The sequence below is a fragment of the Albibacterium sp. genome (assembly GCF_035514885.1).
Taxonomy (GTDB): domain Bacteria; phylum Bacteroidota; class Bacteroidia; order Sphingobacteriales; family Sphingobacteriaceae; genus Albibacterium.
The window spans coordinates 250654-266466 of the sequence record NZ_DATJCH010000012.1 but is presented as its reverse complement, the minus strand read 5'-3'; the positions used below and the strand labels follow the sequence as shown (position 1 = coordinate 266466).

At 36.8% G+C, this 15813-nt stretch carries 13 protein-coding genes; 10 read left to right on the top strand and 3 right to left on the bottom strand.

The genetic code is table 11. The features are described 5' to 3' along the window. Positions 1-102: 102 nt before the first annotated feature. Both VL047_RS05030 and VL047_RS05025 read right to left on the bottom strand, forming a co-directional pair. Positions 103-1092, bottom strand: a complete 990-nt coding sequence (locus VL047_RS05030) for a hypothetical protein (protein ID WP_325359006.1) — start codon at positions 1090-1092, stop codon at positions 103-105. A gap of 5 nt (positions 1093-1097) precedes the next feature. Then, positions 1098-2384 (bottom strand): site-specific integrase, encoded by a 1287-nt coding sequence (locus VL047_RS05025; protein ID WP_325359005.1) that lies wholly within the window; start codon positions 2382-2384, stop codon positions 1098-1100. Between the two features lie 421 nt (positions 2385-2805). Here VL047_RS05025 and VL047_RS05020 point away from each other — a divergent pair, with 421 nt between their 5' ends. The 10 genes from VL047_RS05020 to VL047_RS04975 all read left to right on the top strand — a co-directional run bounded on the left by VL047_RS05020 (position 2806) and on the right by VL047_RS04975 (position 14678). Then, a complete protein-coding gene (locus tag VL047_RS05020; protein WP_325359004.1) occupies positions 2806-3870 on the top strand; it encodes a glycoside hydrolase family 43 protein in 1065 nt (354 codons plus the stop codon). A gap of 468 nt (positions 3871-4338) precedes the next feature. Beyond that, positions 4339-4956 carry a DUF2975 domain-containing protein gene (locus tag VL047_RS05015; RefSeq protein WP_325359003.1) on the top strand — a complete coding sequence of 206 codons (618 nt, stop codon included), beginning with the start codon at positions 4339-4341 and terminating at the stop codon, positions 4954-4956. A gap of 2 nt (positions 4957-4958) precedes the next feature. Beyond that, entirely contained in the window at positions 4959-5195 is a 237-nt protein-coding gene (locus VL047_RS05010; protein ID WP_325359002.1) for a helix-turn-helix transcriptional regulator, read from the top strand. 171 nt (positions 5196-5366) lie between these two features. Next, on the top strand, positions 5367-6776 hold the full coding sequence (locus tag VL047_RS05005) for an alpha/beta hydrolase family protein (RefSeq protein ID WP_325359001.1): 1410 nt from the start codon (positions 5367-5369) through the stop codon (positions 6774-6776). Positions 6777-7043: 267 nt separating this feature from the next. Next, complete coding sequence (locus tag VL047_RS05000) at positions 7044-8216, top strand: endo-1,4-beta-xylanase (RefSeq protein WP_325359000.1); 1173 nt, start codon at positions 7044-7046, stop codon at positions 8214-8216. 46 nt (positions 8217-8262) lie between these two features. Continuing rightward, on the top strand, positions 8263-9984 hold the full coding sequence (locus tag VL047_RS04995) for an IlvD/Edd family dehydratase (RefSeq protein ID WP_325358999.1): 1722 nt from the start codon (positions 8263-8265) through the stop codon (positions 9982-9984). Positions 9985-10022: 38 nt separating this feature from the next. Further along, positions 10023-11372, top strand: coding sequence for a GntP family permease (locus tag VL047_RS04990; protein ID WP_325358998.1), 1350 nt, complete (start codon positions 10023-10025; stop codon positions 11370-11372). Further along, positions 11373-12206, top strand: coding sequence for a fumarylacetoacetate hydrolase family protein (locus VL047_RS04985; RefSeq protein ID WP_325358997.1), 834 nt, complete (start codon positions 11373-11375; stop codon positions 12204-12206). It abuts the gene before it with no gap. After that, complete coding sequence (locus VL047_RS04980) at positions 12203-13081, top strand: alpha/beta hydrolase (RefSeq protein WP_325358996.1); 879 nt, start codon at positions 12203-12205, stop codon at positions 13079-13081. Before VL047_RS04985 ends, VL047_RS04980 begins: the two co-directional genes overlap by 4 nt. A 19-nt stretch (positions 13082-13100) precedes the next feature. After that, positions 13101-14678 carry an aldehyde dehydrogenase (NADP(+)) gene (locus VL047_RS04975; RefSeq protein WP_325358995.1) on the top strand — a complete coding sequence of 526 codons (1578 nt, stop codon included), beginning with the start codon at positions 13101-13103 and terminating at the stop codon, positions 14676-14678. A gap of 46 nt (positions 14679-14724) precedes the next feature. Here VL047_RS04975 and arsB read toward each other — a convergent pair whose 3' ends face one another. Further along, entirely contained in the window at positions 14725-15813 is a 1089-nt protein-coding gene (gene arsB / locus VL047_RS04970; RefSeq protein ID WP_325358994.1) for an ACR3 family arsenite efflux transporter, read from the bottom strand.

Below are 15813 nucleotides of genomic sequence, written 5' to 3'. Positions count from 1 at the left end.
AATATAATTGAATATCAACCACTTAACAAAATCAAGGTCATTTTCTTTGTGGTACGAATGTAAATTGAATCTTAAAAAGTATTCAAAATTCGTTTCAGTTGATTATTCTTTATTCGGCTGGTTGAATAACCCCTCTAAACATTCATAAAGCTTTTTCCATTTTCTACTATCTTGGATATCTCGATAGTGTGCGATATACGATGATTGCTTAATATTTTGCATAATATGGATCTCTTCAACCCATTTATTTTTGGCACTGTCATCAAGACTTCTGGAAAACGAATCTATAAGGTAGTACAATATAAATTTTGGTGAAATTTTCAAATTTGTATCCTTATTCAAGTTGATCACTGCATAGAACGCATGAGCATCTGCTTCGATAATTTTATTTTCTTTTAATGTTTCATAAACGGCTCCCACCAAAGACATTGGAAAATATTCATGAAATTCTCCTCTTTGGGAATTTTCCCTGTATATATCAAAGAGGGACTTTATTCTTACAGTCAAAGCATTAATCACTTCTTCAAGGATAGATTTGGTTAATTGAAAATTACTATCGAAGAATTGTTTCGATTCAAGAATTTTGGCTTCATAGTCCCGTAATTTAGATTGAAAAATTGGTTCAATCTGGTCAATTTCCAATTCGGCCTTTATCCTACTGGCATCATCACCTCCATAGAAATAACTATCTAATGATCTTTCAAGCGCTTCTTTCTTCTTTCTAACCTCCGTAAATTTTCCTGTATATGCTTTAACATCAAGTTCAAAAAGTTCGTGTTCTCTACGAAATGATTCTGTGGACGAATTAGCCTCTATCTCAAAACTTCTGGCATTACCTAGTTCAGTTAGTGCATTATAAACTGCATCAAAATTTCTCGTTAACTGTATAATTTTTTCACGACTGGAATTGACAAGAAGATAATTTACAACTTCTTCAACGGATGGGGAATCTAAACGCGTCAACAGAGTTCGCTTTACTTCGGCTAACTCATTCCAGTCAAGGGTCTCATTGTTTATCTGTTGGCGTATCACCGCATCATACTGACGCAATAAGGTGAGAAAAGATATTAGCTCCTGTTCTTCTTTTTGCATATTCCTTACATTTCGTTAAATCTTTCCATTGCTTGACTACGCATCTCGTCCACAGTATCAATATAGGGCTGCATTGATTTGTAATCCGAATGGCCCGTCCATTTCATCATGATATGAACCGGAATTCCAAGAAATAATCCATTACAAATAAAAGATCGGCGACCAATATGTGAGGTGAGTAAATTATATTTTGGAACAACCTCTTCGATGCGTTTATTTCCTTTGTAATACGTGTTTTTTATCGGTTCATTCAATTTTACTAATTCCCCGAGCTCTTTTAGATAATCGTTATATTTTTGATTGGATATAACTGGCAGAGCTTTATTACCGGGCAGTTTCTGTCCTTTATATTTTTCGAGTATAGTTCGTGTGTGGTTATTCAGGTCTACAATCAGCTTGTCATCGGTCTTGATGGTAACGATTTCGAGGTAATCCTTTTTAATATCGTCTTTTGTTAGGCTATAGGCATCTGAATGACGAAGACCGCAATAACAGGTAAAAACAAGCACATCCCGTACTCTATGCAAATAAGCTTTATCTTCTGGAATTGGAAAATTCTTGATAAGATCGATCTCTTGTTTTGTTAGGAAAATGACTTTTTTGTTGACTTTCTTGATCTTGGGGGTGTAAGTCATAAAATCAGTATTAGTAACCAATCCGTTTTTATGACCCCAACGAAGAAACCATTTTAGAAATTTTATATGCCTTTCTAGAGTGGAGTTTTTGAAATCTCGCTTTGTCAGTAAGAAGTCTTTGTACTGGTCTAGAATTTCATGATTGAAACTGTTAATGTCAATACTCTTACGAAATTGACCTAGGTGATTTCGTACCGTATTTAATTTTTTTAATGTACTAGTTGTCCAATTATTAATTTTACTGTTTTCAGAAATAAACCGATCAAAGTATTCGAAAAAACTCGCCCCTTTATCCGATGATTGTTCATCCTTATTTTTTAGCTTAATTTGGCTATTTATTTTTTCTCGTAACGTAATGGTTGTTGGCACCACCCCTTCTATTTCGTAAGTTTTGAATGTATCTTGAATGATACTTTCGATTTTAAGAAGTGATGCATTGATATCGCTTGCAGATTGTTTCAGTTTATTTGTTGTTCCATTTTTGACTTTTTGCTTCCCGTCATCCCACTTCGAAAGGTCTACACGAAAACCGCTCGAAAGGTCTAATCGGGTACCCGAATATATGATTCGGACACGTATGGGAAGATTTTCGGTTATGTCTTCCCCGTGCTTTTTGCGCTTTTCAAGAGAAAATATAATATTTCTTTTGATATTCATTTATGGGTGCAAGTTTTAAACTACACCCAAATTTACACCCAATTTTTAAGAATACATAAAAAACTTCAACAAGCTATAAACATCTATATATACTGATTAACAGATAAGTATGGTTTCACTAAACGCTGTAATGATCTTAATGAATCTTAAACAAAAGAGCCTCCGACTCCACCAATCAAACTGACTATCAATCAGTTACATAATACAAACACCCGAAATTACAATCCAGTATTTTTGGGTGTTTGTATTATAATAAGCTACCCTTCTTTTATACCATTAATTTCGTTTATGCAGTAGAAAGTTTTATAAAAACTTTAAATATTGACTTAATTTCTCCTCTTGGATCCAATAAATGCAATCATTCCGAGAAATATTGTTATCTTAATTTCGAATTATATAACGTATTCGAACTACCCGAGATATGAAAAAAATCTTATTCCTACTTTCCATAAGCTTCCTTCTTTTTTTTGAACCTCCAATCATTCAGGCCCAACAGAAACAGGTCGTCAGCAAAACCTTTACAAACCCTCTTCGCCGAGGCGCAGATCCTTTCGTGATTAAACACGAGGGAAAATATTATACGATATGGAGCAATGGGAATGGCTTTACAGTAACGGAATCAAGATTTCTTACGAAGTTTGAAAAAGAAGAGGCGGTTTGGACACCACCTGCAAACGCGTGGAATAGTTTTAACCATTGGGCTCCCGAAATCCATCCCATTAACGGCAAATGGTATATCTATTATGCTGCCTCTGTACACAAGGGGGCTCCCTACTTCGCACAGCGGGCTGGGGTGCTTGAAGCTGAAACTCCCTTTGGACCCTATGAGGATAAAGGAATGTTTTATACCGGAAATGATCCCCAAACGAAAAAGGATAATTATTGGTCGATCGATATGACCGTACTTCAATTGAAAGGAAAGTATTATGCCATCTGGTCAGGCTGGGATGCCTTGCACGATCATCATGATGTAGATCAATATCTTTACATTGCTGAGATGATTAATCCCTGGACTTTGGGAAAACGGGTATTGCTCTCCAAGCCCGAATTGGAATGGGAAAAAGGTGATCACATCGCCCTGTTGGAAGGACCCCAGATTTTAGAACATAACGATGATGTTTTTATTTTATATTCAACTAGGGGTTCCTGGACCGAGCATTATAAAATGGGGCAGCTTCGTCTAAAATCCGGTGACCATGACCCCTTAGATCCGGATTCATGGGTTAAGTTTACAACACCGCTATTCCAGGGAAATGCGAAGGTGTTCGGGGTTGGACATGCCAGTGTTACAACATCTCCCGATGATAAGGAACATTGGATATACTATCATTCTAAATTAGGTTTGCAAGGTGGCTGGTCGAACCGCTATATATTTTTGCAGAAATTCAATTTCGACGAAAATGGAGATCCATACATCGGTGCAGCTCAGGGTTCCGGTGAAATGCTTCGTCCTTCGGGTGAAATTGAAATAGAGAAGATGGATTGATAATTCGCGGCTATATTATAACAGCTCTTCCATTTTAAGAAGTGATGTATTTATATCGCTTGCAGATTGTATCGGTTTATTTGTTATTCCATTTTTGACTTTTCGCTTCCCATTCTCCACTTCAAAGATCTACACGGAAACCGCTCGAAAGATCTAATTGTATACCCAAACATATAAACCGGGCACCAACGGGAAGATTTTCAACTATGCCTTCCTCGTGCTTTTTACACTTTTCAAGAAAGGCATAGTAATGTTCGATATATCTTTTTATTGATGTAGTAAGAGTTAAGATATGATCGATATAAGTAAAATAAGATATCTTTTGAGTTAGGAGAGGCGTCGACTAGCATTTTTCTATCTATAGAAATTGGCCGTCAAAAATCACAAAAATTATTTCAATAAATTATTTCAATAAATTTTTATTGTTTATCAATAAATTTTTATTTACATTTACAAAAAAACAGAAAAATGAAAACGTTTGGAAACAGATCATTGTCATCCGGGATGTATGGCATAATCAACACAATTTGGTGGTTTGAATGGTTAGTCGGCCTAGGCTTAATAACTTATCTACTAACCATGGCATTTATGAGAAAACCACTTGATATTGTTCTTGGAATAACCTTTTCTGAAGGGATTCTAGAAAAGGTTGATACTTTGATTCCAAATGGGAATCCAGCTACTCTTAAGGTAACTAGTGGGAATTTTTCATTTTCTCCGGCAAATTTACAAGAAATAATGCTAGTACTGACAGCACTACTTTTATCGCTGACTGTGGTATTTCTAATAACTTATCAGCTTAAAAAAATATTTTTAAACTTCAAGAAGAACGAGCCTTTAAATAAACTCAATTTCCCAAGAATAAAATATATTGGCGTTATACTAATCATCGCCAATATAGCTCAATGGCTTTATAGTTTGGTACTAAACCAGTATCTGATTCAAAATTTTAAATGGGGAAACGAAACTCAATTAACTCACAGCTTTAATGTAAACTATTTTTTAATAGGCATAGTACTGCTAATTGTTTCGAAAATATTTGAAATGGGTGCCTCATTAGAGGAAGAAAACAGTTTAACAATATAATTATGGCAATTATTATAAATCTGGACGTGATGATGGCCAAACGTAAGATGTCATTAAATACATTATCCGAAAAAGTAGGAATCACAATATCTAATCTTTCTGTTTTAAAACAAGGAAAGGCTAAGGCGATTCGATTTTCAACTCTCGAACTTATTTGCGAGGTACTTAAATGCCAACCTGGTGATATCCTTGAGTATCAGCCACAAAAAGCTGATTCTGAAGACATGCTTGAAATTTAAATATCAATTACTAAGCTAATAGTTATATGAATTAGGATTTGCGAGAGGGATTGCAACGGGAAACCCGACCCTCTCGTTTCTATCGGTTTGTTTAACAATCGCGGGATTGTTAACGTCCTCTCTTTGAAACATCACTTTTAATTTTAATCTATAAAAACCAACCTCAATTTTATGAAAAAAGTAATAGTAACACTTTTGAGCTGTCTAATTTCTATGGTTTTTTCTATGGTTTCATTCTCCCAGGAAATCACAGGAAATTGGAACGGACTTTTAAAAGTTCAGGGAACACAATTAAAACTAGTTTTTAATATTACAAAAACAGAAAAGGGCTTAGTTGCCACAATGGACAGCCCAAACCAGGGAGCAAAAGATATTCCGGTAACCACCGTTAGCTTTGAGGATTCAGTTCTAAAATTGACTATTGCCAATGCATCTATAGAATACGAAGGAACTTTAGGGAAAGACCGTTTGATTACTGGTAATTTTAGACAAGGTGGCCAGTCATTTCCATTAGATTTATCAGAAAGTGCGATCAAGACGGAAAAACCTCTACGTCCTCAGGAACCTTTACAACCGTTTCCATATTATTCGGAAGAGGTTATTTTTGAAAACAATCAAGCCGGAATTACACTTGCCGGTACGCTTACATTGCCTGAAAAAGAAGGGAACTTTCCGGTTGTAGTGCTAATTTCCGATTCCGGTCCTCATAATAGAAATGGAGAAATACTTGACCACAAGCCCTTTCTTGTCCTATCTGATTATTTAACTAAGAATGGTATAGCCGTTCTGCGTTTTGATGATCGTGGGGTTGCTGCATCGAAAGGCGATTTTGGCTCGGCAACATCTTTAGATTTTGCTTCGGATGTGGAAGCAGGGGTAAAGTATTTACAAACCCGGAAAGAAATCAATAAAAAGAAAATTGGCTTAATTGGTCATAGTGAAGGTGGCATCATTGCACAACTGGTAGCAAGCAAATGTAAAGATATTTCTTTCATTACGCTATTGGCTAGTCCTGGCCTTCCTGGAGATGAGTTGATTATTCTACAGCTTCAATTATTAGGGAAAGCAACCGGCCAGAGTGAAGCTGAGCATAGCAAAGAAGCAGATTTTAGGAAAGGTGCCTTCGACATCGTTAAAGCAGCATATGATCAGGAGCAGCTTAAAACAGATTTAAAAGTTTTCGTTACCAAGTCATTAAAAGAAAATCCAAATGGTCCAAAACCAGAAGGAATGAGTAATGAAGAGTTTGCTAAAATAATATATGGGCAGATTGCCAACCCATGGATGCAGTATTTTTTAAAATACAACCCGGCTGCCGTATTAGAAAAAGTAAAATGCCCTGTTTTAGCAATTAATGGTGACAAAGATTCGCAAGTTCCTTCCACACAAAACCTAACGGCTATTAAAGACGCTTTGCGAAAAGGTGGCAATAAAAATGTTACCATTAAAGAACTATCAGGGATGAATCATTTGTTCCAAGAATGCAAAACCGGCCTCACAGATGAATATGGAATTATTGAGCAAACATTTTCTCCGATAGCTTTAACCGAAATTTTGATATGGATTAAGTCGGTTACTTAATAATTTTATATTTTCTAAGAACCTCAAAATTGGTACTAAGTGTTCGATCTCTATCCTTGACACTCCACCATAAAAAAGCACTGGTTTCAGTGCTTTTTTCATTTCATCTTTCTATTCCTAGAAGAAAGAAAAGAAAACCTTATAAAGGTAAAAGTCTCGCTACACCTACTGAATATTATTACAGAACGCCCCCCCTCTTTGTTTAAATTTTTATTTTTATATATTTACGAACCAATTAAATTTTATAAAACCAACCATGTAAATAATATGAAAATCTCTACATCCGTGTTAGGATTAGGAATGGCTATTTCATTTTCAATGTTAATGAGCTGTTCTTCTCCTGAAAAGAAAAAGGAAGTTCAATCAAGTTTAAAAGAGGTCTATAAAGATGCTTTTTTAGTAGGTGTTGCAGTTAATACACAAGTTCCATCAGGCGCTGATTCTTTGTCTCAAAGCATCATTCTTCAACAATTTAATAGCATTACACCGGAGAACTCCATGAAAGCTGAAGTTGTAAATCCAGAACCTGGTGTATATAATTTTAAAGCAGCTGATGAATTTGTCGCTTTTGGTCAAAAAAACAATCTTTTTATTATAGGACATACCTTGATTTGGCACAACCAAACTCCGGATTGGTTTTTTAAAGATGAAGCTGGAAATCCTAATTCACCGGAAGCGCAAATCGAACAAATGCGTAAACATATTGAAACAGTTGCAGGCAGATATGCTGGCAAAGTTGATGCCTGGGATGTCGTAAATGAAATTATTGACAATGATGGCTCTTACCGAAGCGAAACAGCTTGGGTAAAAAGCATTGGAGACGGGGACGAATTAGTCAGGAATGCTTTTAAATTCGCTAGTGAATATGCGCCAAATACCGAATTGTACTATAACGATTTCAATGCGTGGAGACCAGAAAAAAGAGATGGCATTATGCGCTTTGTAAGACTCCTACAGAAAGAAAATATTAGAATTGATGGTATAGGAATTCAAGGACATTGGGGCTTGAATTACCCTAAAACAGAATACATTGAGGCCGCCATAGATTCCTTTTCTTCGCTAGGGTTAAAGGTTATGATAACCGAACTGGATGTAGATGTTCTGCCATTAACTAAAGAAGGACAAATTATTGGTACCGGGTTAGCACATCCACAATATCAATTAGAGGAATTTAAAACATTCCTAGATCCTTATGCAGACGGGCTTCCTCTAGAGCAACAAAAAGCTTTAGCAAATAGATACGCAGAATTATTTGAAATTTTCTATAGAAAAAGAGATAAGATAGATAGAGTTACACTATGGGGCTTACACGATGGAATGTCTTGGAAAAACAATTACCCTCTTTCCGGACGAACGAACTATCCTTTATTATACGATAGAAATAAACAACCAAAACTAGCTTTAGAAGCTGTTTTAAATATTCCAAATATTTATCATTAATTTAGTGCCAACGTTAGCATTAATAATATCACAATTTATAACAACAATGAGTAAAGATAAAAAACTGAGAAGCCAAGAATGGTTTGGTGGAAATGATAAAATGGGCTTTGTACACAGGTCTTGGTTAAGAAACCAAGGCTATCCAAATGATTACTTTGAGGGCAAACCGGTAATTGGTATTTGTAATACATGGTCCGATCTAACACCCTGTAATGGTCATTTACGTGATGTAGCTGAGGTGGTAAAACGCGGCATTCTTGAAGCGGGTGGTTTCCCTATGGAGTTTCCTGTAATGTCATTGGGAGAAACTATCATGCGACCAACAACGATGCTGTTTCGCAACCTCGCAAGTATGGACACAGAGGAGTCGATTAGAGCTAACCCACTGGATGGTATTGTTCTTTTAACCGGTTGTGATAAAACAACGCCATCAACAGTTATGGGTGCATGCAGTGTTGATTTACCAACCATTGTCGTACCCGGAGGTCCTATGTTAAATGGAAGGTTTAGAGGCGAAACCATTGGTTCCGGATCCTTTAACTGGATGATTAAAGAAAAACAAAAAACGCAAGATTTTGACGCCGAAGCGATGCAAGAGGCCGAGATTTGTGCAGCCAGAAGTATAGGACATTGTAACACGATGGGAACAGCTTCAACCATGGCAACCATGTGTGAAGCTTTAGGACTTACCTTACCAGGTTTTTCATCCATTCCTGCAGCGGATTCCCGTAAAAAGGTAATGCAACAATTATCTGGTCGTCGCATAGTTGATATGGTAAAAGAAGATTTAACCATGTCTAAAATTCTTACCAGAAAAGCATTTGAAAATGCCATAGTAACCAATGCAGCCGTTGGTGGTTCTACCAATCTAATCATTCATTTAATTGCCATCGCCCGCCGAATAGGTGTTGATCTTAAACTGGAAGATTTTGATAGCATTGGAAGCCAAATCCCATTATTAGTAAATCTAATGCCTTCCGGAAAATACTTGATGGAAGATTTCTTTTATGCCGGAGGCTTACCTGTGGTCATGAAAGAATTAGGTGATTTATTACATCAGGATATTCAAACTGCTAATGGAAAAACTTTCAGAGAGAATTATGCTAAGGCTATATGTTATAATGATGAAGTTATTGCCAAAATAGATAAACCTTTACAAGAGCATGCGGGGATTGCTGTTTTAAAAGGAAATTTATGCGAAAATGGCGCCGTCATTAAACCTTCTGCTGCAACAAAGCATTTATTGAGCCATACGGGTAAAGCGGTCGTTTTTGAAAGTATGGAAGACTATCATCATAGAATTGATGACCCTAATTTAGACATTGACGAGAATAGTGTCATAGTACTAAAAGGCGTAGGACCAAAAGGTTATCCGGGAATGCCAGAAGTTGGTAACGTGGATTTACCAGAAAAACTGATTATGAAAGGAGTGAAAGATATGGTCCGTATCTCTGATGGCCGAATGAGTGGAACAGCCTACGGAACTGTAGTTCTTCATATATCACCAGAATCTTCGATTGGAGGAACTCTTGCTATTGTACAAAATGGCGACACGATTACCTTAGATGTTGAAAAAAGATTATTACAACTTAACATTTCTGATGAAGAAATAGCAAAACGAAAACTAGCTTGGAAAGCACCCGAACCCATGGCTACTAGAGGTTATGTACGTATCTATTTAGATCATGTGGAAGGTGCCGAATTAGGGGCTGACTTAGATGTCCTTGTAGGGGGTTCGGGCTCTAAAGTTGATAGAGATCTGCATTAATCTAAAAGCTAACCAATTATAAACTACTGAAATAACACATGGAAATCATCTATTTATTAATCAGCGTATTACTGATTGTATACCTTACCTCTAAGCTAAAAATCCACCCATTTGTAGTACTACTTTTAGTAGCTATTCTGTATGGTGTCGTTGTAGGAATGCCGTTAAATCAAATTATTAAGTCTGTAAATAGCGGCTTTGGAAATACATTAGGTGGTATTGGAATGATTATCATTCTGGGTGTTATTATAGGAGCTTTTTTAGAGAATTCTGGAGGTGCCTATACCCTGGCAGAAAAAGTATTGAAATTCACCGGAAAGAAAAAGATCCCCTTAGCCATGGGTCTAATTGGGTGGTTCGTTTCTATACCAGTTTTTGCTGATAGTGGCTTTATGTTACTGTCACCATTAAATAAAAGTTTATCGAAAAAAGCAGGGATTTCTTTAGCTGGAGCTGCCATTGCTTTAGCACTTGGCCTAACAGCATCACATGTTTTAATTCCTCCAACACCTGGGCCCGTAGCGGCAGCTTATTATTTAAGCGCAGATTTAGGCTTAGTAATGCTATTGGGAATCCCCATCAGTTTAGGTGCATTGGCCATATCTCTTATTTTTATTAAGAAATATGTTTCAAAAACCTATATTGATCCCAACCCCGAAATTTCTGAAGAAGAAATAGCCATCCAATTTAAATCTAAACCCAGTGTAATCAAATCGGTCATCCCCATTTTTGTTCCCATTATTTTAATAGTTATTGCATCATTATTGTCCTCGACTTTTGGTTATAAAGCAGAAGACTTTGAAACATTCCCACTGGGAATCAAAATTTTAGCATTTCTAGGAGAACCTTTTATGGCTTTATTAATTGGAGCTTTTCTATCATTAATACTCCCCAAGAAATTAAGCTCAGAAATGTTTTCTACAGATGGATGGATTGGAAAAGCATTAGTATCAGCATCTTCAATTATATTAATTACAGGTGCAGGAGGTATTTTTGGTCAGGTATTACGCGATTCAGGAATAGCAGTCACCCTAGGAGATACATTATCTCAAATCAATATCAACATTTGGTTACCTTTCCTATTAGCAGCCTCTATAAAAACGGCCCAAGGCTCCTCAACAGTAGCCTTGATAACAACAGCTTCCATATTAGCCCCCATGATGGGAACCTTAGGTTTTGAAACTGAAATGCACAAAGCCATGGTTGTTATTGCTATTGGTGCTGGATCCGCTGTAGTTTCACATGCCAATGATAGTTTCTTTTGGGTGGTTACCCAATTTTCGGGCATGGATGTCAAAACGGGTTATCGATTTCATACATTAGGTACTGCTGTTTTAGGAGTATCAGCAGCAATTTTATTATTTTTAACATATTTAATCTTAGGGTAAATGAGAATTTACAATACAACGAAAGGGATCTTAATTCAATCCGACAAATCATTTTATTTGGTAAATGACAATTGGGATGATTTCTTTAATAATGACAATCTATACGACAAAGTTCAAGATATTGTTAAGCAAGGTTCAACCATTGATAATGCCGAAGATATTATAGCAGCTCATTTATTAGTGCCTATGCAAAGCCAAGAACTATGGGCAAGTGGAGTTACCTATTTCAATAGTAAATTAGGAAGACAAGAAGAAAGTAAAGATGCAGGCGGAGGCGACTATTATGAGCGCGTTTACAATGCAGACAGACCAGAATTGTTTTTTAAAGCAACTGTCAATAGAACGGTACCATCCGGGGGAAAGGTAAACATTAGGAAAGACTCTACATGGGATGTGCCAGAACCGGAATTAACATTAGCTATTACCTCTTCTGGCAAAATAATTGGTTATACAATTGGTAATGACATGAGTTCAAGAAGTATCGAGGGAGAAAACCCTTTATACCTGCCACAAGCTAAAACATATGATGCCTGTGCTGGTTTAGGACCATGTATATATCTAACAAAAGAAGCCCTTCCTTTAGATACTGAAATCGCCATGAAAATCAATAGAAATGGACAAACGGTTTTTGAAGGCGTTATCGAAATAAATAAGATTAAACGTAAGTTCGAAGATTTGGTTTCATACCTCTATAAAGAATGTTCTTTTAAATACGGTAGTTTCTTAATGACCGGTACGGGTATTGTCCCAACAACCGCTTTTACATTGAAAAGTGGCGATGAAATTAACATCTCAATAAACTCTATAGGTACCTTAGTTAATTATGTAAAATGACACTAGTAAAGGTTGCTTTTTTCTTTTTGAGCATACTAACTTTTCACGCAAGTTTTGGACAAACTGAGACATACAGCCTTGGTGAAGATTCTAAACGGCATGAAGGTGTTCCTAGAGGGACAGTAACCAAATTCGTATGGAAAAGCAATCTATTGGAAGGCACGATCAGGGAGTATTATCTGTATGTTCCCGAACAATATGATCCAAATGAAGCTGCCGCTTTAATGGTTTTTCAAGACGGCATTGCCTACGTTAATGAAACAGGTGACTTTCGGGTTCCTATCGTATTTGACAACCTCATATATAAAAAAGAAATGCCCATTACTATAGGACTATTTATAAACCCCGGTCATAAAAGTTCTGAGTTACCCGGAAATCCATTTGATGCTAGCAACCGAAGTATTGAATATGATAGTTTAAATGATACGTATGCACGGTTCCTTATTGAAGAACTAATACCAGAAATAAGCAAAACATATAACATAACCACCAATCCGCAAATGAGAGCCATTGCCGGATTATCTTCCGGAGGTATTTGTGCCTTTACGGTGGCTTGGGAACGTCCCGATTATTTCTCTAAAGTCATGAGCCATTTTGGAAGTTTCACAAACATCCGCGGAGGTCACAACTACGAAGCCATGATTAGGAAAACTCCGAAAAAGAATATCAAGGTGTATCTTCAGGATGGTTCTAATGATCTAAATAATGAGCATGGAAATTGGTGGCTTGCCAACCAACAAATGGCCTCATCCCTAGCGTATAAATCTTATAATTATATATTTGTAACAGGAACGGGTGGCCACAATGGAAAACATGGTGGAAGTGTACTTCCAGAAGCACTAAAATGGTTATGGTCGGATTATAAAACAGAATAGAAATTATAAAAATTACAAAATGATATTAACAGGAAAAAATTATATAGCCGGATCGCTTTCATCAAATGGGAGAACAACATTCAAAGGTATCAACCCATCTGATGCTACAGAATTAGAAACAACATTTTATGAAGCAACCATAGATGAAACAAATGAAGCAGCATTAAAAGCTCATGAAGCATTTGCTATATATCGTAAGAAAAGTGGAGAGGAAAAAGCGTTGTTTTTAGACGCCATTGCTGATGAAATTCTAAATCTTGGAGATGAATTAATAACATATTGCTCTGCAGAATCAGGTTTACCAATAGGAAGAATAACCGGTGAACGTGGCAGAACCATGGGACAATTAAAATTATTTGCAACTGTTCTGCGTGAAGGCTCTTGGGTTGATGCCAGAATAGACCCTGCATTACCAGATAGACAACCATTACCTAGAGCTGATATCAGATATATGCAAAAGCCATTAGGCGCAGTAGGCGTTTTCGGAGCTAGTAATTTTCCACTCGCTTTTTCAGTAGCCGGAGGAGACACTGCATCAGCCTTAGCAAGTGGTTGCCCCGTTGTTGTAAAAGGTCATCCTTCACATCCGGGAACTTGTGAGATGATAGCTATGGCTATTAATAAAGCTGCGGAAAAAACTGGTATGCCAAAGGGTGTTTTTTCAATGGTACACGGTTCTATAGAAGTGGGTATGGCTATTGTAAACCATCCTCATATTAAAGCAATTGGTTTTACGGGATCTACCAAAGGAGGCATAGCTATTTTTCAGGCAGCTAATAACCGGGATGAACCTATTCCTGTGTATTCAGAAATGGGTAGTACAAATCCTGTTTTTATTCTCCCTGAAGCTTTGAAAGCACGTTCAGAAGAGATTGCTAAAGGATTAACAAACTCCGTAACATTAGGGACAGGGCAGTTTTGTACAAATCCAGGTTTGGTGTTTTTGAATAATGACGAAAACCTACAAAACTTTCAGAAACTGACAGCAAAACACTTTGAAGAAGCAGAAGCTGGTGTCATGTTAAACAAAGGCATTAAATCTGCATTTGATAACGGAATTGAGAGTTTAGCCAGTAATAAGCTTGACGTAAAATTGGTAGCCAAAGGAAAATTCAGCTCAGAGGGATTTAAAGGAAGTGCCCATTTATTTGAAACTACGGCTAAAAGCTTTATTTCTAAAGATTATTTTGAAGAAGAAAACTTCGGACCATCAACTATCAGTGTTGTTGCAGATTCTAAAGAAGAACTATTAACGTCGGCAAAGAAAATGAAAGGTCATTTAACAGCAACGCTTTTTGGAACCGAAAATGATTTAAATAATTATACCGACCTAATAGATGTTTTAGAACAAAAGGTTGGCAGATTAATTATAAATGATTTCCCTACTGGTGTTGAAGTATGCCATGCTATGGTGCATGGTGGACCATTTCCGGCGACTACCAACAGCCGTTCAACATCAGTTGGAACAGCAGCTATTCATCGTTTTACACGTCCGGTATGTTATCAGAATTTCCCTGAGAATCTATTACCAGATGAATTAAAAACTGATAATCCTTTAGGGATTATGAGATTATTTAATGGCGATTATAAGAGATAAAAAAGCCTATTTAAACTTTGATCGTTCTGCTTAATAGTCAGACCGATCAAAGTTTTTTTACTAAAGCTCCATCCTCGGAAAAATATCTCTTCCGAAACCAGAAAGCGAGGTTGACCAATGCTATTAAAGCAGGAACTTCCACTAACGGACCAATCACACCGGCAAATGCCTGACCTGAATTGATACCAAAAACACCAATAGCTACTGCAATAGCGAGCTCAAAATTGTTTCCAGTTGCAGTAAATGCTATAGAAGTGCTTCTTGAATAATCGGCACCAAAGTATTTTCCAGCAAAAAAGCTGATTAAGAACATAATGGAGAAATATAGGAAAAGTGGTATCGCAATTCGTATTGCATCCGTTGGAATCTGAACAATCAAGTTACCTTTAAGGCTGAACATAATTACAATAGTAAAAAGCAAAGCAATCAAAGTAATCGGCGATATGAATGGTACAAACCTATGCTGAAACCATTCTTCACCCTTTAGTTTGATTAAGAGATACCTGGAAATTATACCCATCGCAAAAGGCAGACCTAGATAAATCCCAACACTCTTTGCTATCTCGCCAATAGTAATATTTACTTCCAAACTATTCAGTCCGAAATATGGGGGCAAAACGGTAATAAAAACGTATGCAAAAACACTATACAAAAGTACCTGAAAGATACTGTTCAAGGCTATTAGCCCGGCTGCGTATTCACGGTTGCCTTCGGCCAGTTCGTTCCATACCACCACCATTGCGATACAACGAGCAAGTCCGATCAAAATCAAGCCTACCATATATTCAGGATAATCTCTCAAAAAGATAATGGCCAAAAAGAACATAAGCAGTGGGCCGATTACCCAATTTAGTATCAATGATATTCCAAGCACTTTGGTATTCTTGAATACCTCACCCATCTTTTCATATTTGACTTTTGCAAGTGGTGGATACATCATCAAAATCAACCCGATTGCAAGCGGTATATTGGTTGTTCCACTTGAGAAAGAATTAATAAAGACCGCTGAAGAAGGATTAAAATAACCTATGCCAACACCAATAATCATCGCTATAAATATCCAAAGAGTAAGGTAGTGGTCTAGAAAACGGAGCTTTTTCCTTTCTATTACTGGCGAACAATTGTTTGCACTCAT

Bases quoted from the DNA above. Each gene is read 5' to 3' on its own strand.
- VL047_RS05025 (WP_325359005.1), bottom strand. From the start codon at position 2,384: ATGAATATCAAAAGAAATATTATATTTTCTCTTGAAAAGCGCAAAAAG.
- VL047_RS05030 (WP_325359006.1), bottom strand. From the start codon at position 1,092: ATGCAAAAAGAAGAACAGGAGCTAATATCTTTTCTCACCTTATTGCGT.
- VL047_RS05005 (WP_325359001.1), top strand. From the start codon at position 5,367: ATGAAAAAAGTAATAGTAACACTTTTGAGCTGTCTAATTTCTATGGTT.
- VL047_RS04990 (WP_325358998.1), top strand. From the start codon at position 10,023: ATGGAAATCATCTATTTATTAATCAGCGTATTACTGATTGTATACCTT.
- VL047_RS05015 (WP_325359003.1), top strand. From the start codon at position 4,339: ATGAAAACGTTTGGAAACAGATCATTGTCATCCGGGATGTATGGCATA.
- VL047_RS05000 (WP_325359000.1), top strand. From the start codon at position 7,044: ATGAAAATCTCTACATCCGTGTTAGGATTAGGAATGGCTATTTCATTT.
- VL047_RS04980 (WP_325358996.1), top strand. From the start codon at position 12,203: ATGACACTAGTAAAGGTTGCTTTTTTCTTTTTGAGCATACTAACTTTT.
- VL047_RS05010 (WP_325359002.1), top strand. From the start codon at position 4,959: ATGGCAATTATTATAAATCTGGACGTGATGATGGCCAAACGTAAGATG.
- VL047_RS04985 (WP_325358997.1), top strand. From the start codon at position 11,373: ATGAGAATTTACAATACAACGAAAGGGATCTTAATTCAATCCGACAAA.
- VL047_RS04975 (WP_325358995.1), top strand. From the start codon at position 13,101: ATGATATTAACAGGAAAAAATTATATAGCCGGATCGCTTTCATCAAAT.
- arsB (WP_325358994.1), bottom strand. From the start codon at position 15,813: ATGAGTGCAAACAATTGTTCGCCAGTAATAGAAAGGAAAAAGCTCCGT.
- VL047_RS04995 (WP_325358999.1), top strand. From the start codon at position 8,263: ATGAGTAAAGATAAAAAACTGAGAAGCCAAGAATGGTTTGGTGGAAAT.
- VL047_RS05020 (WP_325359004.1), top strand. From the start codon at position 2,806: ATGAAAAAAATCTTATTCCTACTTTCCATAAGCTTCCTTCTTTTTTTT.